This window comes from Kribbella sp. NBC_00889 (assembly GCF_045207705.1).
Lineage (GTDB): Bacteria > Actinomycetota > Actinomycetes > Propionibacteriales > Kribbellaceae > Kribbella.
Genome location: NZ_CP108783.1, coordinates 8178452 through 8204674 on the forward strand (window position 1 = coordinate 8178452; position 26223 = coordinate 8204674).

Consider the following 26223-nt stretch of genomic DNA (forward strand, 5'->3'; position numbering starts at 1 on the left):
ACGAACGAACGCCCAGAAATGCGACACGACCTACTGCGCCTGGCAGTGGACCGGCCGGGTTGCCACCGGGTTTCGGCTAGGTCTGGTCGTGGAGGAGGTCTTGGGTGTCGGTGAGGTGGGACAGGAGGGTTAGGGCTGCTTGGTGGCGGGCTTGGGCGTAGGTCTTCAGGGAGGGGGTGACTGCGGTTGGGTCGTCCAGGGGTTCGGCCAGCGGGTAGGTCGAGGCGAGGGTGTAGGCGCAGCCGACGGCGACTGTGGAGGTCAGGTCGTCCGCACGGGCGGCAGGGTGTTCGTCTCGGTAGGCCGCGAGGAGGTCGGGCAGGCCGGTGATCCATTGGTCGCCGAGGAGGATGGTCCGGGGGTCGCAGCCGATGCGGGCGATCTCCCAGGAGACGTAGCGGGGAGTCGGCGGCATGAAGTCGATCACGGCTGCTACGTCGTCGCCGCGCAGCATCAGGTTCGGCGAGGCGAGATCGCCGTGGACGACCTGCTCGGTGAGCTTGGGCAGGCGCGCCAGGATCGCATCGACCTTGTGCAGTAGTCCCCGCCGCTGCTTGGCGGCATCCAACGCCCACTCCTCGAACGGGCTGAGTGTTCCGCGTCGGCTGTACTCCGTGATCAGCCAGTCGAACCGCGCCCGGGACCGATCCGCGTCCTTCAGCCCAGCCGCGGGGCGCACCGTGGGCACGGCCGCCGGGTGCTCGGCGAGGCGGCGGTGAAGCCGGCCGAGTACGGCGCCGACCGCCTGCCACCGCCCGCCGGTGAGGCCGCCTTCGGCGGTCTCGGCATCGGCGACGTACTCCCAGAGGGACATCGGCAACGGACCCGCGTCCTCGATCAGTTCGCCGGTGCGGGTACGACGTACGCCCGGCACCGGCACGCCCCCGGCTCGGGCGACCTCGGCCAGTTCCACCGCAGCCCGTTCGTTCTGCAGGACCGCGCGGTCGCGGTAGACCTTGGCGAACCACTGATCACCCTCGTGATCGGTGATGTGGAAATTCAACGTCGCCGTCCCAGCGGCGATCCTGGTGATCTGGGCCGGCTGCATGCCATAGGCAACGATCAACGTGTCGGCCACCATCTGCTCGCCCGTGAGTCTTGACGGCTCGCGCATGAGCTCCACTCTCTCACGCGGCCGACGGTAGACTCCGGCATGAGGGAAAGTGACATGCGCATGCTGGACTGGGCGGCCGCAGCGGTCGGCTCAGGTGCCAGGATCGTCGACGTACGGGCTCTCCACGATGGCCAGGGGCCGTGGCGGCTGAGCATCGACCACCGCGGTCGTACGGCGGGCTTCGTACTGCGGGCACCGACTCCGCGGATCGACGCCGCGATGGTTGCCACCGCTGCCGCCGCACTGGAGGTGGCCGAACGACATCGGCTCCCTGCGCCGCGCCTTGTTGGCGCCGACCTCCAGGGCGACGCACCGACGACGCTCGAGACCCTCGTCCCAGGTACGACAGCATGGCCGACTCCGTCCGTTGAACGGCTGCGTGCCGCCGGTGCCGCGCTCGCTCGCGTGCACACCTTCGAGATGCCTCCAAGCGACGACCTGCCGTTCCGCCCGCGGCCGATTGCCGTGGACGACTTCGCCGGTGACCGCCGCTGTGGCCGGATGCCGACGACACCGCTTCTGAAGGCGGCCGACGAACTGGTCACGGCGATCGACAGCCCGCCAGAGGAGAACGTGTTTCTCCACGGCGACGTCTGGCCCGGCAACCTGATTTGGTCCGGTGATGAGGTCGCGGCACTCATCGACTGGAAGACCGCAGGTGTCGGCTCACCGGGCGTCGACCTGTGCGAGCTCCGCAAACAGGTCGCGATCACGTTCGGACCGGATGCGCCCGATCACGTCCTCGACGGCTGGCAACGCGCAACCGGCACCAAGGCCAACGACGTTGCCTACTGGGACGCCGTGGCCGCCCTCAACACCCCCACCGAGCTGGACGGAGCCCCGACGCACCGCCGCGACGCATTCCTCCAGGACGCAGTGATCCGGTTGGGGCGTTAAGGCCTCACTGTCCGAACGCCCAGGCTGCCATCAGTGGGAACTCGTCCCGCCAGAACGGGTCACCGTGCCCTCCGGCCCGCTCGGTCATGACGACATCGGCCTTTGCATCGCGCAGCGCGTCCGCCCAGCGGGCCGCGTTCTCCTGGAAGAACGGCTCGTCCGTGCCCGCGACGAGGTAGGTGCGTGGCAGTGAGGTCTGCATGTCGCCGGGCGGCTTGTAGCCCCCGCCGGGCGACGCGCTGAAGATCGCGCCGTAGATGTCGGGATGGCGAAGTCCGATGGCGAGTGCCAGTTCGCCGCTGGCCGAGACACCGAAGACCGCCGTACGTTCGGCGGGCAGGGCGACGCCGAAGCGTGACTTCGCCCAGTCGCGGAGGTCCTCGACGAAGAACGCCTCGTGAGCCGCGAACCGTTGCGCGTCGAAACCCGGTGAGTACTCGTAGAGCCGCTCCATCTCGTCGTCCAGGCGGTGCGCGGCGACGATCATCGTCGGCGGTACGTCGGCCGCCTCGTTGAGGAACGCGCCCCACTGCGAGATCAGCTGACCGTCGCCGGCGTACACGACCGCCTGGGGCGTTTCGGATGGGACGTACGCCGTGACCTGCCGACCACCGTCGTACTCGAACGTCTCGGTGACGAACTCTTCCGGCATCATGCGCCTCCTGGTTGGTAGCGGCTCTCAACCAACCTAGTCCTGGGAGAGATCACAGCGTGGCTACGCTGACCCGGTGACTCGCCGATTCCCGCCCGCCGCGGCTGACGAACGCACGATGCTGACCGGCTGGCTGGATGTGCAGCGTGCCACGGTCAGGCTGAAGTGCGCCGACCTGACGGACGAGCAGGCTCGACTCGCCGTACTGCCGTCGTCGCCCCGGATGACTGTGACGACGCTGGTCGCGCACCTGCGCTGGGCGGAGCTGTCCTGGTTCGAGACCAGCTTCCTGGGTGCGCGTGAGTTGGCTGTCCAAGACCCTCTCGAGCTCCCGCAATCGCCCGACGCCTCACTCGATGAACTGCTGGACGAGTACGACGAGCAGTGCGCCCGGTCCCGCGAGATCGTCGCCGGTCACGAGTTCGACGAGCTGGAAGCCTGGGCGCCCGAAGGCCTGGATCTCGTCTCTTTGCGCTGGATCATCACCCATCTCCTCGAAGAAACCGCCCGCCACCTGGGCCATCTGGACGCCCTCCGAGAACTGATCGACGGCACCACCGGCTACTAGTACACCTCGATGCGGTCGAGGCTGATGACGGTGCTGCCGGAGGCTGGGTTCTTGTCGCCGGTGACCCGGACCTTCAGGGTGTGCGGGCCGGCCGGGAGGGTCGGCGTGGTGTGGATGAGTTGTTCGCCGACGCGGATCGAGCTGTAGTAGTCGATCCGTTGTTCCGGACCTCCATCGACGGAGATGCCGGCGATCCCGTTGCCGGTGTCGACGACGCTGAGGAGGGCGGCTTTGGTGCCGGTGAAGCGGATGGTGGCGGACGCGTCCCGTTCGCCGCTCCAATGGTCGTTTCCCCAGAAGCATTGGTTGCCGCACCCGGAGCCAGAGTTCCAGTTACCGGCGTACTCGACCTGGTTGAGCCCGGTCCCGGTGTCGAAGTCGTTGATCCAGTAGTTCGACGAGCCCGGATCACCCGACAGCAAGGTCTGAGTCGCACCAGCAGCCAGCGGTTGCCCGAGGTTCGGCGTGCCGTCGGCGTTCCAGCTGATCTTCTGTACGCGCGTGGTCCGGAAGGAATACGTGTAGGTGCTGGTGTTCTTACCGTGGTACGCAATCCAGTCCTGCGTACCGTCGGGCGACGTGAAGAACGAGTGATGACCCGGACCCCAGACCCCGGTCTGGTCGTTGCGGGAGAAGATCGGCCCGGCGTGCTGCACCCAGTTCGACGCGACCATCGGGTCGGCGCCGTTCGCGATGCTCTTCATCCACAGTTGGTAGTCCGGCTTGCCGGTGTCGCAGGTCGAGTACGTGAGGAAGGTCCGCGCGGCGCCGTACAGCGGAGTCGGCCCCTCTCGCACCTCGCTGCACCCGCCGTCGGCCGGGATCGCCACCCGCGCGCCGGTGGACGTCCACGGGTTGCTCATCCGGACGATGTAGAGCTGCGCCGGCCCACCCTGCCCGCGGCCGGGCCCGGTCCAGACGAAGTACTGCTGCCCGTTCACCGTGATCGGCTCGCCGTCGATCGCGTACTCGCCGAAGTCCGCGATCTTCGCCTTGAAGTTGTACGGCCCGAGCGGATCGTCACCGGTGGACTCGAGCACGTACATCCGGTGGTTCGTGTCGACCCCGTCGGACGCGGTGTAGTAGATGTACCAGCGCCCGCCGACATGCCGGAACGCCGGCGCCCACATCTGCGTGTTGCGGCTGGTGTCGGTGTCCCGCCACACCACCTGCTCCGGCTGGACGAGCAGCGTCGCCAGGCTCGGTGACGACCAGATCCCGATCCGGTCGCCGCGCGTGGTCGCGACGTAGTACTTGCCGTTGTAGAACATCAGCGACGGATCCGCCGACGGGTTCACCGGATTCCGGAAGTTCTGTGACGCCACCACGCTCTCCTGTCGTTCGGCGGCTGGAGCGGTGGTGGCCAGGCCGCCGGTCAGCACGACGGCGAGCATGGTGCAGAGGACGGGGCGGAGGAACCGCATGTCACACCTCTTCCAAGTGGACCTGTCGGTAGTTCTATGCCGCCTTTACCAACGTTGTAAACCCTTCCCACCAGGATCGAATACCACCCACCGGAACCGGCCGCTCGGGGCGGGCGTCGGACCCGGCATGAAGCTGAAGGTTCGGGTCGTGCACTACCGATGTCAGGGCCGCGACTGCTGGTACGCCGACATCGACGACGCCGACGACCGGCAGCCGGACGACCCGTTCTGGTACGCCGACGGCTGCCGCACTCAGGCGGATGCGATCACGGCCGCGTGCGCCCAGCTCGCGGTCCTCGACCAAGCGGTTGCCGCAGGCACGCTCCCGCGCCGCATCAGCGAGACCCGGTCCCGAACAGCAGCCGCCTAGGGCATGAGGTCAAAAGGCTCGGCGACTACCCGGCCGCAGCTCTGGCCGGGCGGGTGACGGCACGGCATCATGGGGCGATGCTCGGGGAATCGGCAGGCACCAAAGGCGACGCCACGATCGAGCAGGTCGGCCGGCGCCGGACCTTCACCGGAACCCTGCAACTGGCGGTCGTGCTCGCCGTGGTCCAGTGGCCGATGCGCGACGCCGTCCACGACGCGGCCGGCTCGGCGCTCGGCTGTGAGGTCCCGGCCCGGCTGTCGTTGCTGGTCGATGCGACGTTCGTCATGGCCTACGCCTACGCGGCGTTCCAGGCCTACACGTACGTCAAGTTCCTCGATCGCCAGTCCTGGAAGCAGATCGCGGCCATCGGTTCGTGGCTCGTCTTCGGTGCGGCGGCGCTGGACGTCGTCGAGGACATCCGGCTGTGGACCGAGTTCGGTCCGACGAGCCCCTGCGTGGATCTGTCGACGGGCTGGCTCACCTGGCTGATGCGGGCGGTGGGCCTGGCCGGGGCGCTCGTCCTCGCCGTCTGCTACTTCGCGACCAGTCGCTTCGGGCAACGGAAGCTGTACGGCGTCCAGCTCGAACCACCGGTGACGTTCAAGGCGATCAAGGAGGAAAGCAAGGATGCGGGCCGGCTCGTGATCACCTGCTCGGGCGGCGGCATCCGGTCGGCGTCGTTCTGCCTCGGCGCGCTGCAACTCCTGCGGGAGAAGGGGTTGTACGACAAGGCGTCGACCGTGATCGGGGTCAGCGGTGGCGGCTACATGGCGGCCGCGTTCCACATCCTCCGCAAGTTCTGCACCGATCCCTTCTCGCCGAGCTCGCCCGAGCTCGCCCGGCTGCGCCGGCAGACCCGCTATCTCCTGCAGGGCGGTCGCGCGATGTTCCGGGCCGCGCTGTCGGTGCTGTTCGGACTCGTCGTCAACCTGCTGCTGATCGGGATCACGCTGCGCGCGATCGCCTGGGTGCTCGGCTGGTTCCTGGCCGACCAGCAAGTGGTCGTGGCCGGATATACCGAGATCCACGTCGACCTGCGCCCGCACGGCTCCTGGCACTTCATCGGGCTCTCGGTCGCCCTGCTCGCGATCAGCGCCGCGATGTTCGTGGTGGAGAAGGTCTGGGACCGCTGGGCCAGGATGCCCGACGTGATCCGGCGGGTGCTGACCACAATCGGCAACGTCACCCTCTGGTACGGCGTCCCGGTCGCCGTACTACTACTCGGCGTACCGGGAGGCCTTTATCTGCTGGGGAAACTCCCCGGCGACTCGAGCCTGCCGTCCGCCCTGCTGGCGTTGGTCGACCCCACCAAACAAGGTGTGGCGTCGTTCACTGCGTTGGTCCTCGTCCTGATCGGGCTCGGCAAGGCGGTGTGGAACGGGCTCGCGGTCGATGCAAAGGCGGCGACCGGGATGCGCGCACGGCTGCTCGCGTTCGCGCGGACCAAGCTCGCGCCGTGGTTGGCCAGCGCCATCATCGTGGTGTCCGCGATCATCGTGCTGCTGCGCTGGACCGGTGGTTACGCGATCGACAGCTCCTACCAGTCCGACTGGAGCGTCGCGCTGATCCTGGCCGCGATCGCGGTCGCGATCAAGGTGCTCACCGACGCGAACCGGACCTCGCTGCACTCCTTCTACCGGGAGCGGTTGTCGCGCGCGTTCCTGGTGAAGCGGCAGGACAACGGCGCCGCGGTCGCGCTCGAGTACCACCTCCGGCTGCGGTTCTCCGACTGGGCGACGCCGCCGAACGGCGGGCCGCAGCTGGTCATCGCGGGCGTGGCGAACGTCGACGATGCGGACTTCGTACCGACCCAGCGCGACTGCGTGCCGTTCGTGTTCGATCCCGAGCAGATCGGGATCGTCGGGGACCGGTCGCTGCCGGACGGCGGCCGGCGGCAGACCGCGGACTACGAGCGGGAGGCCGACGTACTGACGCGGGAGGTGACGGTCCCGGCCGCGATGGCGATCAGTGGCGCCGCGCTGAGCCCGCTCACCGGCCGCGTGAACGCGCGGACCAGGCCGGTCCGGCTGCTGCTCGCCGTACTCAACGCGCGTCTGGGCGTATGGCTGCCGAACCCGTACTGGAACAACGGGTCGCGACCCGCGTTTCCCGAGGTTCACGGCATCGTCCCGAAGGTACGGCGGTACGTCGGCAGCGTGATCGACAAGCCCGGACCGTACCGGCTGCTGCGGGAGGCGATCGGGTCGCCGTCGATGTACGACCGGCGGATCTACGTCACCGACGGCGGCCACTACGACAACCTCGGCCTGGTCGAGGCGCTGCGCCGCGAGCCGGCCCAGGTGATCGTGATCGACGCGTCGAACGACGCCGAGGACCGGTTCACCGCGCTGGCCGAGGCGATCGCGACCGCGCGGATGGACCACGGGATCCGGATCGACATCGACCCGTCGCCGATGATCCGCGGGTCGAAGCAGCGGGCCGACCGGGCCTGGGCCTACGGCATCGCGACGCACCCGGTGAAGGACGGCGAACGGACGCCGTACAAGACCGAGATCTTCTTCGTGAAGGCGCTCCTGGCCGGGGCGCTCGACTGGGACGTCGAGCAGTACGCCGTCGAGCACGCCGACTTCCCGCGGCGGACCACCAACGACCAGTTCTACGACGAATGGGACTTCGAGGCCTACCGGGCGCTCGGCTACGCCCTGACCCAATCCCTGACCGACCACCACCGGGTCCGCGACCGCCTCGACGACCTGTAACACTCCGTCACCGTGACTGGATGTAACCCCCGAGGGGGAACTCACCATGTCAACATTCAATTCACCGCCGGGGTGGCCGGCACCACCGGCACCCGACTGGCAACCACCGCCCGGCTGCTCCGCCGGCGCCCCGCACGACCGTGGCCGGGCCGACCGCGACGGCGACTGTCACCGTGCAGCAGACCGTTCCTGGGCCGACGGCAACGGTCACGCTGCCGCCGCTGCCGGCCAGGACCGTGACGGTGAAGGCGCCGCAGGCAACGGTCAGTGCTCCGGCGCCGTTGGTGCGGTCGACCCAGACCGCCAAGCCGAAGCGGACGACAGCACCACCCGCCGACGTGTACTACGCGAACTGCGCGGAGGTCCGGGCCGCGGGCAAAGCGCCCTTGTACACCGGGGATCCCGGCTATGCGTCGCATCTCGACCGGGATCACGACGGCGTCGCGTTCGAGTGATCACGCCGCGTTGCCTGTGGATAACCAGGGGTGTGCTGTGGACAAGGCAACGATCGCGGGTGCTGATGCACGTGCAGTCCGGCTGGTGAGCGGACGGTTGCCTGCTGCTCCACAGCGGTGATCTCATGAGTGGCTGTGCGCCGAAACTTTACGAAAACTTAGTCGTAACCACCGGCGCGCCAGGTCGTTGATCAGTCAGACAGTTTGTGAGCAAGGGATCGCTGGGGTCCATCGCGCTGGGGAACTGGGAAGGACCGCCCGTGCACCGATTCAATCCGCCACCTGAGTGGCCCGAGCCGCCGAGTGACACCTGGCGTCCGCCGCCGGGCTGGGAGCCCGACCCGGAGTGGCCGGACGCGCCGGCCGGCTGGGGCTTCTGGCTCAACCGCAGCGGCCGTCCGTCCCGCGGTCCGATCGGCGCCTACGGAGCCATCGACGCCGGCCGCCTCGAGTTGGCCACTGTCGACCCGGCCCTCGTCCTGATGCACTCCTGACAGTTACCTCCTCCTGGCCAGGCGCAGCCGGCTGGAGGACCGGCTCCCGCATGCTTCCCAGATGCGGGAGCCGCGGTGCGTTCCGGGCAGGTGTGGCCGGGATCGGACGGAGGGCTGGCGTTCTCTTATCGTCTTCTGATGTTATGTTATCAGGGTAGATAACACTCAGTCGGGAGGCGACACGTGGCAGGACCGGCCTGGATCGGCGTCGACCTCGGCACGCAGAGCGTGCGCGCAGTACTGGCCGACTCCGACGGTACTGTCCTGGCCCGCGCGGCCCGGCCGCTGACCAGCCATCGCGACGGTGTCCGGCACGAGCAGGACCCGCAGAGCTGGCTCGACGCCGTCGACTCCAGCATCGCCGAAGTCGCTCCGCACGCGGACCATTTGGCCGGCATCGCGATCTGTTCCACCTCCGGCACTGTCCTCCTGACCGACCGTTCCGGCCGCCCGGTGACGCCCGCTCTGATGTACGACGACGCCCGCGCGGCCGACCGTCGGGTCCAGATCGTGGACGCTGACCCGGAGCGCTGGGCTACCTCGATGCAGCCCACCTGGGCGCTCCCCAAGATCCTCTCGCTGGTCGCTGACGGTTACGACCTCGCCGACCACCGCATCGTCCACAGCGCCGACCTCGTGGCAGCACACCTGGTCGGTCACCCGGTCGCCACCGACACGAGCCATGCCCTCAAGACCGGTTATGACCTGGTCGCCGGCACCTGGCCGGCCGCGGCCTTCGACAAACTCGGCCTGCCCCTGTCCGCCTTCCCCGAGGTCGTCCTCCCGGGCGCCGAGCTCGGCCGCACTCCGGCCGGCGTCCCCGTCTACGCCGGCATGACCGACGGCTGCGCGGCCCAGATCGCCGCCGGCGCACTCGCCCCCGGAGCCTGGAACTCGGTCCTCGGTACGACGCTCGTCCTCAAGGGCGTCAGCAGGGACCTCCTCGACGACCCGACCGGCGCGGTCTACAGCCACCGCCACCCGGACGGCGGCTGGCTCCCCGGTGGCGCATCGAGCACCGGCGCGGGCGTGTTGACCGAACTGCTGCCCGGCGAGGATCTCGACGCCTTCGACCAGGCCGCGCGTGAACTGGGCCCGATCGATGCGGTCATCTACCCGCTGACCAAGACCGGTGAGCGGTTCCCGTTCGTAGCGCCGCAGGCCGAGCGGTTCACCCTCGGCGACGTCTCCGGCAAGCTGCGGACGTACGCCGCCGTCCTCCAGGGCGTGGCCTTCATCGAACGACTCGCCTTCGAGCACCTGGTCGGCCTCGGCGCCGAGCCTGTTCGCTCCGTCTCTCTCACCGGCGGCGCCATCCGCAGCGGCTACTGGAACCAGCTTCGTGCCGACGTCCTCGGCGTACCCGTCGAACTCCCGGCGGCCCCGGACCCGGCGTACGGGATGGCGGTCCTCGCGGCCTCGGCCGGCGGCTCGCTGACCGAAACAGCCGGCCGGATGGTCCGGGTCGAGCGCGTCCTCGAGCCGCGACCGCAACCCCTCGACACGTTGTACGGCGAGTTCGTCGCCGAGCTGGACTGGCGGGGGTACCGCGGATGAGGACCACGATCGTTCTGGCCCGGCACGGCCGGACCGAATGGCACCACGGCAACCGCTATACCGGGTCGACGGACCTGCCGATCGACGAGGTCGGCGTTCAGCAGGCGCGGTTGCTCAAGGAGTGGGCGTCCGACTACGCGCCGGACGCTCTGTGGTCGTCCCCGATGCTGCGCGCCCGGCAGACGATCGCGCCGATCGCCGAGGCACTCGGTCTCGATCCGACCGTGGACGCCCGGCTGCGCGAGGTCGACTTCGGGTCGGCCGAGGGCAAGATGCTGAGCGAACTTCCGCCGGTCGTCGCCAAGGCGTTCGAGCTGGACCCGGTCAAGGATCACTTCCCCGGCGGCGAGGATCCGGCCGAGGCGGCGGACCGGGTGCACGAGGTCTTCCATCAGATCGGTAAGCAGCACGAAGGCCGCAAGGTGCTGGTGCTGGCGCACAACACGCTCATCCGATTGCTGGTGTGCCGGGTGCTCGGACTGCCGTTGAGCGAGTACCGCAGACTGCTACCTGCGCTCGGTCCCGCGGCGCTGGTGCGTTTCCGCTGGCAGGACGGCACAGTGGGTCTCGAGGCGTACAACGTTCCTGCTGTCCGAATGGAGACCCTGGCATGACATCCGATGTCGACGGTGACACCACCGAACTGAGCCGGCCTGCCCGCCGGCAGGCCGAGATCGCGGCGTACGTCGTGAAGCACGGCTCGGTCTCGGCCAACGACCTGGTCGAGGCGTTCGGGGTGAGCGTGATGACGGTGCACCGCGACCTGGACGAGCTCGAGCGGCAGGGCGTCGTGCGCAAGTACCGCGGCGGCGTCAGCGCGCAGCCGACCAGCGTCTTCGAGAGCAACGTCGCGTACCGGCTGAACACCGCGACCGCCGAGAAGGCCGCGCTGGCCCGGCACGCTCGCGCGATGATCGAGCCCGGTATGTCGGTGATGCTCGACGACTCGACCAGCGCGCTCGCTCTGGTCGAGCTGTTCGAGGACATCACTCCGTTGACCGTGGCAACGAACTTCCTGCCCGCGATCAGCAGGCTGACCGAGTTGCGCGACGTCACCCTGCTCGCCCTCGGCGGCCTGTACTCCGCGACCCACGACTCGTTCGGCGGGATGCCGTGCGCGGAGGCGGTCGAGGCGCTGCACACAGACCTGCTGTTCTGCTCGGTGTCGGCGGTGTCGCCGACGCACGCGTTCCACCAGGAGGAGGAGATCGTCCTGGTGAAGCGAGCGATGCTGCGGTCGGCCAGGACCAAGGTCCTGCTGGTCGACCACGGCAAACTCCAGCGCACCGCCCTGCACAGGCTCGCCCCACTCACCGACTTCGACGTCGTGGTCGTCGACGAGAAGACCCCGGACGATTTGATCCAGCCACTGCGCGACAACGGCGCGACCGTGGAGGTCGCCAAACTCTAGGAGGGGAGCGTATGGACGTCGGAGTCGACGTTGGCACCACTGTCACCAAGGCTGTCGCGTTCGACGACGACGGACGGCCGGTAGCCGAGGCCTCCCGGCCGACCAGGCTGGTCCGGCCGGCGATCGGGCGGTTCGAGCACGAGACGGTCGAGATAGTTGCCTCGGTCAACGAGGTGATCGGTGAGCTGGCCGGCACGGTGGGCGACCGCCCCGGCGTCCTGGCGATCACCGCCCAGGGTGACGGCCTCTGGCTCGTCGACGCGGACGGTACGGCGGTCCGCCCGGCGATCTCCTGGCTGGATGCCCGCAGCAGCGCGATCCTCGAGCGCTGGACCGACGACGGCGTGGCCGAACGTGTCTTCCGCCGCTCCGGCAACCGGATGTTCCCGGGCGCCTCCGGTCCGCTGCTGGCCGCGGTCCGCGCCGAGGAGCCCGACGTCATCGAGCGCGCCGGGACAGCGGCGTACTGCAAGGACGTCGTGATGCAGCAACTCACCGGCGTCCGTGCGACCGACGTGTCGGATGCCTCCGCACCTTTCCTCGACCCCCGCACGAACCAGTACGACGAAGAAGCCCTGAAGGCGACGGGCCTCTCGGAGTTGAGCCACTTGCTCGCGCCGGTCGAGCCCGGCGGACCCGTCGGCGAGCTATGCGACAACTCCACCGGCATGGCCCGCGGCACCAGGGTCTCGGCCGGCCCGTACGACCTCCCAGCCGCAGCAGCCGGCGCCGGCGTCCAAGACCCCGGCGATGCCCTACTTACTGTCGGTACGACGCTCGCCTGCCAAGTCGTGACGCGAGAGCTCCGCGTGGACGGCGAACCGGCGGGGTTGTTCCTCGGCACCTGGACCCCCGGCGTCTGGTTGCGCGCGATGCCCGCGATGGTTGGCACCGCCGCACTCGACCGGGTTCTCGCACTCGTCGGTGCGGGCACAGACCGACTGCCCGAGCTGCTCGCCGAGAGCCCGGTCGGCGCCCAAGGCGTCACCGTGCTGCCTTACCTGTCCGAGGCCGGCGAGCGCGCGCCGTTCGTCGACACCCGCGCGCGAGGCACGATCGACGGGATCTCGCTGTCCACGACAACGGCCGACCTCGTGCGCGCAACCTGCGAAGGCATCGCGTACGCCGCTCGGCACTGTCTCGAGGCAGCCGGATGGAAGGGCCGCGTCACGGTGTGCGGTGGTGGCGCCCGCAGTACCGAATGGACACAGATCCTGGCCGACGTGCTGAACGCGCCGCTGCACACGGCCGAGGCCGAGCAGGTCGCGGCCCGGGGTGCCGTGATCTGCGCCCGCCGCGCGGTCGACCCGGACAGCGCCGACGGCTGGATCGCCGAGACCCGTCAGGTCGATCCCGATCCCGCCCGCGCCGAGTTCTACGCCGAGGGGTACGCCCACTACCTGCGCCGGATCGAGGCAGCCCGCCCGCGCTGGTCTGACCCAGCACCAACCTTCACCTCAGGAGTTCGATGAGAACCATCAAGACATTGCTCGCCGGCGACCACTTCGTGCGCAACGATCTGCTCGCCGCAGCATTGTCCTCCGTCCAGAACGTCACGTTCGACTTCCGCGAGGTCACGCTGCCCTGGCCGCTGACGCCATACGGGCGGGTGGCCGAGGTGGACGAGGCGAGCGACGCCGAGGATCAACTGATCGCGGCGTTGCCCGGAGTCGAGATCGCGGTCACCCAGATGGGCCCGTTCACCGAACGGGTACTGGACGCCGCGCCGGACCTGCGCTTCCTGGTCGTCTGCCGCGGCGGCCCGGTGAACGTGAATGTGCCCGCGGCCACCAAGCGTGGCATCATCGTCGCCTCCACCCCGGGCCGCAACGCGGTCGCCGCCGCCGAGCATGCGGTCGCGATGATGATGGGTGCCCTGCGCAACCTTCCGCGACTGCAACGGACGCTGGAGCAGGGCGAGTGGCGCAGCGACCTCTACGCGTACGACGAGTGTGGCCTGGAGCTGGACGGGGCCACGGTCGGCCTGGTCGGGTACGGCGCGATCGGGCAGCGCGTCGCCCGGGTGATGCTTGCCTTCGGCGCCGAAGTCCTCGTGGTCGACCCGGCGATCGATCCGGCCGAGGCGCCGGCCGGCGTCGAGGTGGTCGAGTTGGACGACCTGCTGCGGCGGTCGGACGTGGTCAGCCTGCATGCGCGGCTGACCGACCAGACCAGCGGCATGATCGGTGCCGAGCAGATTGCCCTGATGCCACGAGGCGCCGTACTCGTGAACACAGCGCGTGGTGGGTTGCTCGACTACGACGCGACGGTGGACGCGCTGGAGTCCGGGCAGCTCGGTGCGGCCGCCTTCGACGTCTTCCCGGTTGAGCCGGTACCGGCAGGTGCACGCCTGCTGACAGCACCGAACGTAGTGATGACGCCACATCTTGCCGGTGCGACCAAGCAGACCGCCCTCCGCGCCGGCTCGATCGCCGCCGAAGCCGTAGCGGCGTACCTGGCCGGGATCGACCCCGTAGGACTGGTCTCGGCGTAGTTAGGGAACTGGAAACACCATGCAACTCGTAACATCCACCACCTGGACCGAGCTCGTGTTGCTGCTGGTCGCGTTCGTGCTGTCGATGGTCATCGGCATCGAGCGGCAGTTGCAGCAGAAGAGTGCGGGGATGCGGACGCATACCCTGGTCGGCACCGGGGCTGCTCTGTTCACGCTGGTCTCCGGCTTCGGCTTCGACGCCGTCCTGGGGACCGAGGTCAACCTCGATCCGTCGAGGATCGCGGCGCAGGTCGTCTCCGGCGTCGGGTTCCTCGGCGCCGGGGTGATCTTCATGCGCCGCGACGTGGTCCGCGGACTGACCACCGCGGCGACGATCTGGATGACGGCTGCGATCGGAATGGCCTGTGGTGCGGGGATGCCGGTGCTGGCTGTGGCGGCGACCCTGCTGCATCTTGTCGCGGTCGGCCCGTTCGGCCGGCTCGGCCGCTTCCTGCCGTCGCCGGACCGCCGGCGCATCGTGACCGTTCGCTACGAGGACGGTTACGGCGTACTGCGGGCGATCCTGGCGACCGCGACATCGATGGGTTTCGAGGCGTCGGTGCTCGGAACCGACGTGCACCGGGAGGCCGGCCGGCCGCAGGTCCGGGCGTCGATGCGGTTCACCGGCCGGCCGCCGTTGCAGAATCTGGTGCTGGCCCTGGACGACCTCGACGGCGTCACCGGCGTCCGCCTGCGGGAAGACGTCGACGACTGAGTTGCCTGATCGTTGTGAAGTCAGTGAGAAAATCACATAGATTCTCTATACGTCACCATAGAACGATGATAATTTCGCGGCGTGCTTAACACTCCGCCCCTCACTGAGCTGCAGACGCTGGCCCTGCGGCTGGCCGCCGCGGCCGGCGAGGAGTTGCTGGCGCGCCAACCAGGTCTATCCATTGACGCCGTCGGTGTCGAGACCAAATCCTCGGCCAGCGACCCGGTCAGCGCCGCGGACCGCGCCTCCGAGAAGCTGATCACCGATGGCCTCAGCGCGGCGCGGCCCGGTGACGGTCTGCTCGGCGAGGAGGGTACGGCGCGGGCCTCTGAGACCGGTCTGACCTGGGTGATCGACCCGCTGGACGGGACGGTGAACTACCTCTACGGCCGTCTCGACTGGTGTGTCTCCATCGCGGTCGAGGACGAGGCTGGTGCACTGGTCGGCGTGGTTCACCAGCCGCGCACGGGCATCACCTGGTCCGCGCTCCGCGGCCAGGGCGCATGGCGCGACGACTTCCGCGTGTGCGCACCACGCGACGTGGTCCCGCTCGGCCCACCGCGCGACGTCGTACTCGCGTCGGCCCTGGTGAGCACCGGCTTCTCGTATCTGCCCGAGCGTCGCGCCGAACAGGCCGACCACCTGCTGCGCGTGCTGCCCGCCGTACGGGATGTGCGCCGCGGCGGATCGGCCGCCCTCGACCTCTGCTCGGTCGCCGACGGTACGGCGGACGCCTACTACGAGCACCTCATTCAGCCCTGGGACATCGCCGCCGGCGCCCTGATCGCCCGCGAAGCGGGTGCACAGACGATCGGCGGACCCGGGACCGCACTACCGCATGGCATCCTCGCGGCCGAGCCCTCCCTGGCGGCCGCGCTGGTCGAACTGTTAGCCCCGTCAACCCCGAGGAGGCCGGTGTGACCGCACTGGACCTGCCGGTCCGGACCCATCCGGACGAACGCGTTCTGACCGGCGACGCCGACAACCACCGGCGCCGCAGACGCCGCCGCGAGTACGGCCTGTTCGCGCTGCTGGTGGCGCCGAACCTGATCGTGATCGCGGTCTTCGCGTACTGGCCGATCATCTACAACGCGTTCCTCAGCCTGACCGACTGGAACATGATCGCGGCCCGGCCGACGTTCGTTGGCCTGGCCAACTACGCCCGTACGCTGTCCGATCCGGCGTTCCACAAGACGCTGTGGATCACGCTCGTGTTCACCGGACTGATCGTGGTCGGCAGCCTGGTGATCGGCCTCGCGCTGGCGTTCCTGTTCAACCTGCCGCTGAAGGGCCGGGGCGCGGTCCGGACGATGGCGTTCGCGCCGCACGTGCTGTCCGGCGCGGCGGTCGCGACGATCTGGGCGTTCATGTTCGACCCTGGCTACGGCCTGCTGCGAGCACTGATCGAACCGCTCGGCGCCGAGCCGCCGGACTGGATGAACAGCTCCGACTGGGCGCTCCCGGGACTCGTCATCGTGTACCTGTGGAAGAACGTCGGCTTCGCCGCGCTGATCTACCTGGCCGGCCTGCAGGGCCTGCCGAAGGACCTGGACGAGGCGGCGGCGATCGACGGCGCGAGTACCTGGACGAGGTTCTGGGCGATCAAGCTGCCGTTGCTTGCCCCGATCACCTTCTTCCTGCTGATCACCACGGTGATCGGCACCTTCCAGGCGTTCGACGTGATCGCGGTGATGACCGGCGGTGGCCCTGGTGATGCCACCACGACGCTGAGCTGGTCGATCTACAACGAAGGCTTCCGGGCGTTCAACGCGGGCCGCGCGGCGACGCTGTCGATCATCATGTTCGTCATCCTGCTGGTCGTGACCACCGTGCAGGCCCGGGTGATGGAGAGGCGGGTGCACTACCGATGAAGGCACGTGCGATCCAGTACGTCGTACTGATCGGGGTGGCGGCCGTGTTCCTCGGCCCGCTCTACTGGCTGATCAGTACGACGGTGAAGCAGCCGACCGAGATCTACCAGTGGCCGCCGTCGTGGTGGCCGGACCACTTCACCTGGGAGAACTTCAAGCTGGCCTGGGAAGCGGCGCCGTTCGACCGGTTCTTCCTGAACTCGACGATCACGACGGTGCTCGGCACCCTGCTCAAGGTGACGAACGCGGTGCTGACGGCGTATGCCTTCGCCTACCTGCGGTTCCCGTTCAAGAAGGTGCTGTTCTTCGGAGTGCTCGGCGCGATGATGGTGCCGGGACATGTGACGCTGCTGCCGAACTACCTCACCGTGGCGACGCTGGGATGGATCAACACCTATGCGGGTCTGATCATCCCGGGCATCGGGTCGGCGTTCGCGACGTTCCTGATGCGCCAGCACTTCCTCACCCTGCCGACCGAGGTGACGGACGCGGCCGCGGTCGACGGGGCCGGGCACCTGCGGACCCTGTGGCGCGTCGTACTGCCGATGTCGCGGCCGATGCTGGTCACGGTCGTGGTGATCACCGCCGTGGAGGAGTGGAACAACTTCGTCTGGCCGCTGATCGTGACCAACTCGGCCTCGATGCGGACGCTGCCGATCGGCCTGCTGATCCTGAAGACCGAGGAGGGCGTGGCGAGCTGGGGCACCATCATGGCCGGCACCTTGATGATGCTGGCGCCGATGCTGGTGATCTTCCTCATCGCGCAGCGCTACATCGTCGGCGGACTCACCCAGGGAGCGTTGAAGGGATGACGATGCCCACAATCATGCGCCGCAGAATGTTCTTGGGACTTGCGGCAGGTACCACCCTCGCGGGCTGCGGCTACAGGTCGGTCGACGCGGAGTACTCGCAGCCGCCGGGTGCGGTGCCGGCGAAGTACGGCAACCGGGTCCGGGTCGTGTTCTGGACGTCGTACGGCGGCACGAACGGCAAGGCGGTCGACAAACTCGTTGCCAAGTTCAACGACTCGCAGCAGGACGTGTACGTCGAGGTGCAGTTCCAGGGCAGCTACGACGACGTGGCCCAGAAGGTCGCCGCAGCGCTGGTCGCCAAGCAGGCGCCGGACCTGGCCATTCTGTCCGACGTGACCTGGGAGCGGTTCTTCCTCAACGACGCACTGGAGCCGTTGAACAGCTACTTCACCGACGGGTTCGGACCGGCCGTGTTCCAGCAGAAGCTCTTCGGCGAGTACGTCGTGAAGGGGCAGAGCTGGGCGGTCCCGTTCGCCCGCAGTACGCCGATCCTCTACTACAACAAGGACGCGTTCGCGAAGGCCGGCCTGCCGGACCGGGCGCCGCGGACCTGGAGCGAGCTGCGGTCCTGGGGGCCGGAGCTGTCGAAGGTGCAGTCCGGTGGACGCTCGCTGCGCACGCTCGCGCTCGCCAAGGTCGACGGCGACTGGCAGTTCCAGGGCAACGTCTGGCAGTTCGGCGGCGCGTACTCCAAGGGCCTCGACGTCACCATCGACCAGGACGGTGCGGTCGCGGCCGGCGAGTGGCAGCGGCAGATGGTGCACGTGGACAAGCTGGCCTACATGGCCCACAGCCCGAGCACCGACTTCGCGAACGGGCTGGTCGCGATGATGCAGGAGTCGACCGGCGGCCTGAAGAGCATGACCAGCAAGGCGAAGTTCCCCGTCGGCGCCGGCTTCATCCCGTCCGAGGTCGCGTCCGGGCTCGCCACGGGCGGAGGCGGCATCGGGATGATGCGCAACATCTCCACCGAGCGGAAGCAGGCCGCCGCGACGTTCCTGACCTTCCTCGCCCTGCCGGAGAACTCGGCCTTCTGGACCGCGCAGACCGGGTACCTCCCGGTGGTCGACAAGGCCAGGGAGAATCCGGATCTGAAGAAGCTGATCGCCGAGCAGCCGAACTTCGGCGTCGCGATCGCGCAGCTCACCAACGCCCGGCAGCAGGACGGCATCCGGCTCTACGGCCGGAACGCGAACGTCGCGATCTACACCGGGCTGCAGCAGATCTACGCCGACAACACGGCGGTGAAGAAGGTGTTCGGCTCGGTCGCCAAGCGGCTCGAGGCGATCGGCGACGAGGTCAAGCGACTCTACGAGGAGAAAGTTCTGTGATCATCACCGGCCACCGTGGCGCGCTCGGTACCGAACCCGAGAACACGCTGCGGTCCTTCCGGCGGGCGGTCGCCGACGGCTGCGACGAGATCGAGCTGGACCTGCGGGTCACGGCCGACGGTGAGCTCGTGATCATGCACGACGCCACCGTCGACCGGACGACCTCCGGGTCCGGCGAGATCGCCGCGATGTCGTACGACGAGTTGCGGTCGCTCGACGCCGGTCTCGGTGAGGTGGTGCCGACGTGGGCCGAGACGGCCGCCGAAATCGGTATCCGCTTCCAGGCCGAGGTGAAGGCGGTCGACGCCATCCCGCTGCTGGTCGAGTCGCTGCAGGCGGATCCGTCGCTGGCGGCGCGGACGCTGGTCACGTCGTTCCACCCGGAGATCCTGCTGGCGGTACGGCGCGCGATGCCGACTGCGTCCACCGGCCGGATCTTCGGGCGTACTCCTGCGATCTCCGACGTACTCATGCTGACGAAGGAGGCCGACGCAGGTACGGCGCTCTGCGGGATCGCCGGCCTGACCGCGGACGGTGTGGCGGAGCTCCAGGCCACGGGGCTGGAGGTCACCGCCTGGCCGGTACCGGACCAGGACACCCTGGTCCGGGCAGCGGCCCTCGGCGTCAACGGCATCACCACCGACAACCCGCACTTGCTACACCGAGTGGCATAGAGCGAACCGCCAGGCCATCACATCTGACCCACCCCGATGGGCCCCAGCGTGCCACTCCCGCGAATCCGCGCATTGTGATGGCCTGGCGGTCCGCACCCCACCCCAGCCTCCCCGGCGAGTCGGGGGTGCGTGGCCCGCGTCACACGTTCCAACGTCTGAATTTGTTCTTCCGTGGAAGAAAAATGTGTGATTGCCTATCCGCATGGGATTCAGCATCGGTGTGGTCGGCGCCGGCCAGTTCGCCCCTTCGTTCCTGCGGCTGTGGTCCGCGCACCCGGATGTGTCCGACGTGCGACTGACCGACGTACTGCCGGAACGGACCGCCGAGATGGCGGCCAAGCAGGGCATCTCGATCACCTACCAGTCGTTCGAGGAGATGCTCGCCTCCGACGTGGACGCGGTAGCGATCTTCACCCAGCGGTGGCTGCACGGCGAGATGGCGATCCGCGCGCTGGAGGCCGGCAAACACGTCTACTCGACCGTCCCGATGGCGATCGAGGCGGACCAGATCGCCCGCATCATCGAGCTGGTCAAGGAGACCGGCCTGACCTACATGATGGGCGAGACCAGCTTCTACTACCCGTCGTCGGTCTACTGCCGGAACAAGCTCGCCGCCGGTGAGTTCGGCCGGGTCTTCTACTCCGAGGGCGACTACGTCCACGACATGGACCTCGGCTTCTACGCGGCGTACCAGTACAGCGGCGGCGAGGAGTGGAAGAAGACCGCGTCGTTCCCGCCCATGCTCTACCCGACGCATGCCGTCGGCAACGTTCTCTCGGTGACCGGCCAGCACGCCACGCACGTGTCGTGCATCGGTGTGAAGGACGACCGCGGCGACGGCGTCTTCGACAAGGACGTCAGCCAGTTCGACAACGACTTCAGCAACGCCACCGCGCTGTTCAAGCTGGCCGACGGCGGAGTGATGCGGACGAACGAGATGCGCCGCGTCGGCTACCCGTCGCACATCCGTGAGTCGCGGCTGCGGGTGTTCGGCACCGAGGGCAGCTTCGAGCAACTCGCCACCACCACGGTCTGGCAGACCAAGGAGGGTGTCGAGGACATCAGCCAGCTGATGGAGACGAAGCCGAGCAGCTCGATGGACGACGCCGACCTGGCGAACGTCGACCCGGCACTGCGGGACGCGTTCCGGTCCGGCCTGTCGCCGGTGCACGACCGGAGCCGGCTGCCCGCCGAGTTCGACGGCATGCACAACGGCCACGAGGGTTCGCACCACTTCCTCGCCGATGACTTCGTCCGCGCGGTCGCCGACAAGACCCTCCCGCCCGTCAACGCCTGGGTCGCCGCCCGCTACACCCTCCCCGGCATCTACGCCCACCAGTCGGCCCTGCAGGGCGGCGTACAACTCGAGATCCCCGACCACGGAGACGCGCCGGCCTGAGCATCCCGCGAGCACGAACCCCCGGGTGCTCCCGCACCCGCTCCCACTCCACCCCGGCGTGCTTCTCCTGGGAGCTTCTTCGGGAGCACACGAGTGGGCGAGCCCTCGTGTGCTGCCGCGGCAGCTCCGTTCGCCGAGCCCACGGACTATCTCCTGGCTTGTGACGGACCTGCAGCACTCACCAAAGTCACCTCAGGTGGCGGACGTCGGGTGACTTGAGCGGGCGCGTTGACCACCCGCACCGGTTGGTGAGTGCCCGGCGTCCGCCTTCCTCTGCCAGTAGGATCCGGTATGGCTCTGGACTTGTTCGCCGGGATCTCGGTCAGCGACTACGCGGCCGCGGTCGATTGGTACACGAAGCTGCTGGGGGCGCCGCCGAGCTTTCTGCCGAACGACATCGAGGCGGTCTGGGAGGTCGGCGACCACCAGTTCCTCTACATCGAGGTCGTTCCCGAGCACGCCGGGCACGCTCAGCACACCCTGTTCGTCGAGGACTTCGAGGCCCGGATCCAGGCGATCTCCGAACGCGGCATCGAACCCGCGAAACGCGAGACCTACGAGAACGGCGTCCGCCACGTCACGTACTACGACCCCGAGGGCAACGAGATCTCGTACGGCGGCGCCCCAGTGGAGTAACGCCGGTTGGTCACGGTTCGTGGTCGGCGCGGTGGCGGACGAGGTCGGGGAGGAAGTTCTCCAGGTTGCCGATCTCCTCGATGTGGTGACGGATCCACGCCGCGAGCTTCGGGGCGGGGAACGCGCGGGTGTGCGCCACCCTGTTCAGGAACAGACCGGCCAGCACCGTGGTGTCGCCCAGCGTGAGGCGGGTCGTGTAGCGGCTGCCGCCGTGGTACGGCTCGAACTCGTTCTCGAACCGGACGATCGACGTACCGAGGATGCGTTTGGAGATGATCGCGAACTGCTGGTCGACCGTTTCGACGGTGACCTGGAGATCGGTCAGGTTGGCGAGGTCGCGGCCCAGCGCCTCCTTGATGTGCAGCCGGGCGCCGGGAGCGACCACCTGGCCGGGGGTCGTCAGCTCGTACGAGATGTGGTCCAACGGGTGCCAGACGAGGTACCGCGGCCAGGTGGCACCGGCGTACCGCATCGTCCCGGGCACGTGGCCGTACCACCAGGCGAGCATCTCCGGCGTCACCTGGTCGAGCGGCGCGTGCCGGATCGTCACGACGGTCCGCCCACCGTCCGAAGACGTGGACACCTGCGCCGACTCCGTCGGCCGCAACGGCCACAGAACAGGCCGCGGAGCAGGGAGTTCCACAGCATCCATCCCCCCGCCGTGCCCCAACCCTCCCACCCCAAACCCTCAGTCTCGAACCGCGATCCGATCCACCAATTCCCACGGCAGCACACGTACGTCGACCGCCGTCCGCCCCTCGAGTTCGGCCCGCAACAGCCGGTGGATCCCGTCGAGGATCGTGACCCGTCCGTCCGGTCGGCGTACGACGTCCAGCGGGTGACTCAGGTCGGCCGCCATCGTCCGGTCGTACTGCTCGCGGTACAGCATCGGATCACCCGCGACCTGGTACGGCGTGACCTGGAACGGCCGGCCGTCGTACGCCCAGAAGGGGAGGTCGAGATGCCCGGCGAGCTCACACAGCGGAACGCGAAGGGTCGGCAGGTCCAGCTGGTGGAGGAGCGAGAGGTCCCAGTGGAAGTCGAGGATGTACGACGACAGCTCCGGCGGGACCTGGTCCGCCAGGGGAAAGGGACGGCGGGTCACTCGTAGATCTTGCGCAGCCGGAGCGTCATCGAGTTCTCGATGTGTTGGGTCATCGCGGACTCGGCGGCGGCGGGGTCGCCGGAGGCGATGGTTTCGACCAGTGTGCGGTGTTCGGTCAGGACCTCGGGGCCGATGTCGCGGTCGTAGTGGAGGCGGAAGATGTGCAGGTGGCAGTGGGTGCGCTCGAATGCGAGCCGGACCTGCTCGCTGCCGGACAGCCCCGCGATCAGCGAGTGGAAACGGTTGTCGTGCGCGGTCAGCGACTTGTAGCCGGCGTAGTCGACCGACGTCGGCTCGACCGCGTTCGCCAGCTCGGTCCGCAGCCGGTCGCGCCCGTGGTCGTCGATCAACTCGGCCGCCCGCCGCGCCGCCCACGGCTCCAGCAGTAGCCGGAACCGGTACAGGTCGTCGAACTCGTCCAGCGTGAGCAGAGGCGTCGCGCGGTACCCCTTGAGCGGTTCCTTGACCGCCAGTCCCTCCGACTCCAGCCGCGCCAGCGCCTCCCGCACCGGCGTCGACGACACCTGGAACTCCCGCGCCAGCCCGTCGATCGAGATCCGCGCGCCGGGCCGGATGACGTGGTCCATCAGCATCGTCTTGATCGCCTCGTACACGTCGTCGGCGAGCATCTGCCGCCGGAGCAGCCGCCGGTCCTGCGGCGCCACGGTCCCGAGGGTGGGTTCCGTCATCGGCTCTCTCCGGATCCTGGTCGCGGTCTTGACCCGGCCGGTCGTCTTCGGCAGGGTGGCACTGTAATCATGCATCATGCACGATTCGACCCGGGCTAGCTACGGGAAGGCAGAAAACGAATGGTGAGGTTCGAACAGGTCGGAGTCCTGCCCGAGCCGGGGGACAACGTTGCAATCGCCTCCCGCCGGCTCGAAGCCGGGGCGGAGATCGAGCTCGGCGATGCTGTGGTCACGCTGCCACACACCGTGCTCGAGGGGCACCGCTTCGTAGTCACCCGAGTGGCTCCCGGTGAGGCGCTGACTTCCTGGAACACCCCGTTCGCCCGCGCTTCTCGCGACCTGGTCCCGGGCGACTACGTGTGTACGCCGACCAGCCTCGCGGCAGTCACCGCCCGCGGGGTCGAGGGCCTCCCGGACGAGCCGTCGGCCACCAACGAGCCGCTCGACCCGTACGAGCTGGACGAGTCCGCGCTGAACTTCGGCGCGCAGGTGACCAGTGTCGAGCAGCCCGGAACGTTCCTCGGCTACCCCCGCGAGCAGGGCCCGGCCGGCACCCGCAACCACGTCGTGGTGATGGCGACCAGTTCCCGCAGCAGTGGGTTCGTCACCGAGCTCGCCCGTCGCTTCGACGGCGCGGCTGCCGGGGACGGCGTCGTACCCGTGGCTCACACCGAGGGCGGCGAGGACGAGGTCCCGAACAACCTGCATTTCCTGCTCGCGACGCTGGCCGGCTTCACCCTGAATCCGAACGTCGGCGCCGTACTGATCGTCGACACCGAGGACGACGTGGTGTCCGGCCAGGCGATCAAGGACTTCATGGCGGAGCACGACTATCCGTCGATCAAGGTCCCGTACGCGTACTTCACCCGCAGGGCCGGGTTCGGGCACGACCTCACCGAAGCCGGCGCGCTGGTCGAGCCGTGGCTGCCGGTCGTGGACGCCCAGCAGCGCGAGGAGGTCCCGCTCGCCGACCTCAAGATCGCCTTGCAATGCGGTGGATCCGACGCGTTCTCGGGCATCTCCGCCAACCCGCTCGCCGGTCTCGTCGGTGCGGAGGTGATCAAGCACGGTGGCGTCGCCGTACTCGCGGAGACCGACGAGCTGATCGGCGCGGAACCCTATGTGCTGAAGAACGTCCGCGACCTCGCGACCGCGCGGCGGTTCCTCGCCACCATTCGCTCGTTCAAGGAACGCGTCGGCTGGCACGGTCACACCGCGGAGGGCAACCCGTCCGGCGGCAACGTGTACCGCGGCCTCTACAACATCGTCCTCAAGTCGATCGGCGCGGCGCGGAAGCTGCCGCGCGAAGTGCGGCTGGACCACGTGATCGACTACGGCGAACCGCTGCCCGGCAACGGCTACATCTTCATGGACAGCCCCGGCAACGACCTCGAGTCGGTCGCGGGCCAGATCGGCAGCGGCTGCAACCTGATCTTCTTCACCACCGGGAACGGCTCGATCACGAACTTCCCGTTCGTGCCCACGCTGAAGTTCGTCACCACCCACGACCGGTACGAGCGCCTGCACTCCGAGATGGACGTGGACGCCGGCCGCTACCTCACCGGTACGCCGATGGCCGAGCTGACCGCGGACACCTTCGACCTGACCGTCCGGGTCGCGTCCGGCGAGCCGAGCGCGGGGGAGCGGGCCGGCCACAGCCAGGTGTCGATCTGGCGGAACTGGAAGCAGAGCGGTCCGCGCGAAGGCATCTCGATCACCACCGACGGCCGGATGAGCCGCAAGCTCATCGACCTCCCGGCCGAGGACCGCGACGCTCCGCTGGACGGTCTTCCGCTGGCGGGTCTTGGCTCCAACGCCCGGACTGCCGTACGGCTGTTGCAGGTTGACGACCGGCTGGTGCCGGAGGCCGTGGGACTGATCTTGCCGACCAGCCTGTGCTCTGGGCAGATCGCGCTGCGGCTCGCGGCGCAAGGTGACCTGGAGAAGTGGGCCGGCGACGCGGTCACGCGGATGGTCGCGCTGCCGCACACCGAGGGCTGCGGCAGCAGTGGCGGCGCCTCCGAGGAGACGTTCGCGCGCACGATGCTCGGCTATCTGCTCCACCCCAACACGCGGATGGCGCTCCTGCTCGAGCACGGCTGCGAGAAGACCCACAACGACTACTTCCGGTCGCGCCTGGTCGAAGCCGGCGCGGACCCGTCCCGCTTCGGCTGGGCGAGCATCCAGGCCGACGGTGGCCTGGACGCGGTCGGCGCGAAGGTGCGCGACTGGTTCAACAGCTTCGACCTGGACGCTCCGGTCGAGTACGCCGGGACCCTCGGCGAACTCACCATCGGGTTGGAGGCGCGCGGCCCGCTGACCTCCGAGACCGCTGAGGCGCTGGCGTTGGTCGGTCGCGACATCGTCGGCTCTGGTGGATCCGTTGTCCTCTCGTCCCGAGGCGGACTGCTCGCGCACGACGGCTTCCGTCGTACGGCGTTCGGCTCTGACGCGGCCGTGGGGCCGACCATCGCGCATGGGCAGCGGTTCGCGGCGCGGGGGTGGCACGTGATGCGGATGCCTGGCACGGACTGGATGGAGACGGCGACCGGCTTCGGCGCGTCCGGCGTCCAGCAGATCCTCGCGCACGTTGCCGGCGGCACCTTGTCCGCGCAGCGCTTCGTCCCGGTCGTTGAGTTCAGCAACGATCCCGAGACGGTGGCGAAGTACGGCGACGACCTCGACGCGGTGGCCACCGGCAACGCCGTGGACCAGGCCCGGATCGGTCTGGACACCATCGCGGCGGTGGCGAGCCGGCAGTTCGTTCCGAAGGCGGTTGCGTCAGGCAACGTCGGCTTCCAGATCACCCGCGGTCTCCTCGGCACCTCGATGTGA

At 68.6% G+C, this 26223-nt stretch carries 26 protein-coding genes; 20 read left to right on the forward strand and 6 right to left on the reverse strand.

Translation table 11 applies throughout. The annotated features are described in order from the left end of the window. Positions 1–76: 76 nt before the first annotated feature. Positions 77–1114 (reverse strand): phosphotransferase enzyme family protein, encoded by a 1038-nt coding sequence (locus OG817_RS40220; RefSeq protein ID WP_406050218.1) that lies wholly within the window; start codon positions 1112–1114, stop codon positions 77–79. A 39-nt stretch (positions 1115–1153) separates the two neighbouring features. On the opposite strand from OG817_RS40220, the gene OG817_RS40225 reads away from it, so the two are divergent. Next, the gene (locus tag OG817_RS40225; RefSeq protein WP_406050219.1) at positions 1154–2011 is read left to right on the forward strand and encodes a phosphotransferase family protein; all 858 of its coding nucleotides are present in this window, start codon (positions 1154–1156) and stop codon (positions 2009–2011) included. Positions 2012–2015: 4 nt separating this feature from the next. Here OG817_RS40225 and OG817_RS40230 read toward each other — a convergent pair whose 3' ends face one another. Next, positions 2016–2663, reverse strand: a complete 648-nt coding sequence (locus OG817_RS40230; protein ID WP_406050220.1) for an alpha/beta hydrolase — start codon at positions 2661–2663, stop codon at positions 2016–2018. A gap of 76 nt (positions 2664–2739) precedes the next feature. On the opposite strand from OG817_RS40230, the gene OG817_RS40235 reads away from it, so the two are divergent. After that, positions 2740–3231 carry a DinB family protein gene (locus OG817_RS40235; RefSeq protein ID WP_406050222.1) on the forward strand — a complete coding sequence of 164 codons (492 nt, stop codon included), beginning with the start codon at positions 2740–2742 and terminating at the stop codon, positions 3229–3231. Here OG817_RS40235 and OG817_RS40240 read toward each other — a convergent pair. Beyond that, positions 3228–4655, reverse strand: a complete 1428-nt coding sequence (locus OG817_RS40240) for a glycoside hydrolase family 43 protein (RefSeq protein WP_406050224.1) — start codon at positions 4653–4655, stop codon at positions 3228–3230. The two genes, OG817_RS40235 and OG817_RS40240, sit on opposite strands and share 4 nt — an antisense overlap. A 127-nt stretch (positions 4656–4782) precedes the next feature. On the opposite strand from OG817_RS40240, the gene OG817_RS40245 reads away from it, so the two are divergent. The 17 genes from OG817_RS40245 (at position 4783) to OG817_RS40325 (ending at position 21594) form a co-directional block, all read left to right on the forward strand. Beyond that, entirely contained in the window at positions 4783–5025 is a 243-nt protein-coding gene (locus tag OG817_RS40245) for a hypothetical protein (RefSeq protein WP_393384938.1), read from the forward strand. A gap of 77 nt (positions 5026–5102) precedes the next feature. Further along, positions 5103–7745: a hypothetical protein gene (locus OG817_RS40250; protein ID WP_406050226.1), complete on the forward strand. Its 2643-nt coding sequence runs from the start codon at positions 5103–5105 to the stop codon at positions 7743–7745. A gap of 173 nt (positions 7746–7918) precedes the next feature. Next, positions 7919–8200: an excalibur calcium-binding domain-containing protein gene (locus OG817_RS40255; RefSeq protein ID WP_406050227.1), complete on the forward strand. Its 282-nt coding sequence runs from the start codon at positions 7919–7921 to the stop codon at positions 8198–8200. 260 nt (positions 8201–8460) lie between these two features. Continuing rightward, on the forward strand, positions 8461–8694 hold the full coding sequence (locus OG817_RS40260; protein ID WP_360445576.1) for a hypothetical protein: 234 nt from the start codon (positions 8461–8463) through the stop codon (positions 8692–8694). A gap of 183 nt (positions 8695–8877) precedes the next feature. After that, positions 8878–10251, forward strand: a complete 1374-nt coding sequence (locus tag OG817_RS40265) for an FGGY-family carbohydrate kinase (RefSeq protein WP_406050228.1) — start codon at positions 8878–8880, stop codon at positions 10249–10251. Continuing rightward, positions 10248–10865, forward strand: coding sequence for a histidine phosphatase family protein (locus tag OG817_RS40270; protein WP_406050229.1), 618 nt, complete (start codon positions 10248–10250; stop codon positions 10863–10865). The genes OG817_RS40265 and OG817_RS40270 overlap by 4 nt, the downstream gene beginning before the upstream one ends. Continuing rightward, on the forward strand, positions 10862–11662 hold the full coding sequence (locus OG817_RS40275; RefSeq protein ID WP_396392812.1) for a DeoR/GlpR family DNA-binding transcription regulator: 801 nt from the start codon (positions 10862–10864) through the stop codon (positions 11660–11662). Before OG817_RS40270 ends, OG817_RS40275 begins: the two co-directional genes overlap by 4 nt. An 11-nt stretch (positions 11663–11673) precedes the next feature. Continuing rightward, the gene (locus tag OG817_RS40280; RefSeq protein ID WP_406050230.1) at positions 11674–13134 is read left to right on the forward strand and encodes an FGGY family carbohydrate kinase; all 1461 of its coding nucleotides are present in this window, start codon (positions 11674–11676) and stop codon (positions 13132–13134) included. After that, positions 13131–14156 carry a 2-hydroxyacid dehydrogenase gene (locus OG817_RS40285; protein ID WP_406050232.1) on the forward strand — a complete coding sequence of 342 codons (1026 nt, stop codon included), beginning with the start codon at positions 13131–13133 and terminating at the stop codon, positions 14154–14156. Before OG817_RS40280 ends, OG817_RS40285 begins: the two co-directional genes overlap by 4 nt. Before the next feature lie 19 nt (positions 14157–14175). Continuing rightward, positions 14176–14871 (forward strand): MgtC/SapB family protein, encoded by a 696-nt coding sequence (locus OG817_RS40290; RefSeq protein ID WP_406050233.1) that lies wholly within the window; start codon positions 14176–14178, stop codon positions 14869–14871. An 81-nt stretch (positions 14872–14952) separates the two neighbouring features. Beyond that, positions 14953–15792 carry an inositol monophosphatase family protein gene (locus OG817_RS40295; protein ID WP_406050234.1) on the forward strand — a complete coding sequence of 280 codons (840 nt, stop codon included), beginning with the start codon at positions 14953–14955 and terminating at the stop codon, positions 15790–15792. Beyond that, positions 15789–16742, forward strand: coding sequence for a sugar ABC transporter permease (locus OG817_RS40300; RefSeq protein ID WP_360445592.1), 954 nt, complete (start codon positions 15789–15791; stop codon positions 16740–16742). Before OG817_RS40295 ends, OG817_RS40300 begins: the two co-directional genes overlap by 4 nt. Then, positions 16739–17554 (forward strand): carbohydrate ABC transporter permease, encoded by an 816-nt coding sequence (locus OG817_RS40305; RefSeq protein WP_396392808.1) that lies wholly within the window; start codon positions 16739–16741, stop codon positions 17552–17554. The genes OG817_RS40300 and OG817_RS40305 overlap by 4 nt, the downstream gene beginning before the upstream one ends. Continuing rightward, complete coding sequence (locus tag OG817_RS40310; RefSeq protein WP_406050236.1) at positions 17551–18885, forward strand: ABC transporter substrate-binding protein; 1335 nt, start codon at positions 17551–17553, stop codon at positions 18883–18885. Before OG817_RS40305 ends, OG817_RS40310 begins: the two co-directional genes overlap by 4 nt. Further along, positions 18882–19559, forward strand: a complete 678-nt coding sequence (locus OG817_RS40315; RefSeq protein WP_360445598.1) for a glycerophosphodiester phosphodiesterase family protein — start codon at positions 18882–18884, stop codon at positions 19557–19559. The genes OG817_RS40310 and OG817_RS40315 overlap by 4 nt, the downstream gene beginning before the upstream one ends. A gap of 202 nt (positions 19560–19761) precedes the next feature. Then, entirely contained in the window at positions 19762–20958 is a 1197-nt protein-coding gene (locus tag OG817_RS40320; protein ID WP_396392805.1) for a Gfo/Idh/MocA family protein, read from the forward strand. 291 nt (positions 20959–21249) lie between these two features. After that, a complete protein-coding gene (locus tag OG817_RS40325) occupies positions 21250–21594 on the forward strand; it encodes a VOC family protein (RefSeq protein WP_406050238.1) in 345 nt (114 codons plus the stop codon). Between the two features lie 10 nt (positions 21595–21604). On the opposite strand, the gene OG817_RS40330 is transcribed toward OG817_RS40325, so the two are convergent. The 3 genes from OG817_RS40330 to OG817_RS40340 all read right to left on the reverse strand — a co-directional run bounded on the left by OG817_RS40330 (position 21605) and on the right by OG817_RS40340 (position 23388). Further along, positions 21605–22177 (reverse strand): DAPG hydrolase family protein, encoded by a 573-nt coding sequence (locus OG817_RS40330; RefSeq protein WP_396392803.1) that lies wholly within the window; start codon positions 22175–22177, stop codon positions 21605–21607. A gap of 105 nt (positions 22178–22282) precedes the next feature. Further along, complete coding sequence (locus tag OG817_RS40335; protein WP_396392802.1) at positions 22283–22699, reverse strand: hypothetical protein; 417 nt, start codon at positions 22697–22699, stop codon at positions 22283–22285. Next, complete coding sequence (locus OG817_RS40340) at positions 22696–23388, reverse strand: GntR family transcriptional regulator (RefSeq protein WP_396392801.1); 693 nt, start codon at positions 23386–23388, stop codon at positions 22696–22698. The genes OG817_RS40335 and OG817_RS40340 overlap by 4 nt, the downstream gene beginning before the upstream one ends. Positions 23389–23508: 120 nt before the next feature. On the opposite strand from OG817_RS40340, the gene OG817_RS40345 reads away from it, so the two are divergent. Beyond that, a complete protein-coding gene (locus tag OG817_RS40345) occupies positions 23509–26223 on the forward strand; it encodes a UxaA family hydrolase (protein WP_406050241.1) in 2715 nt (904 codons plus the stop codon).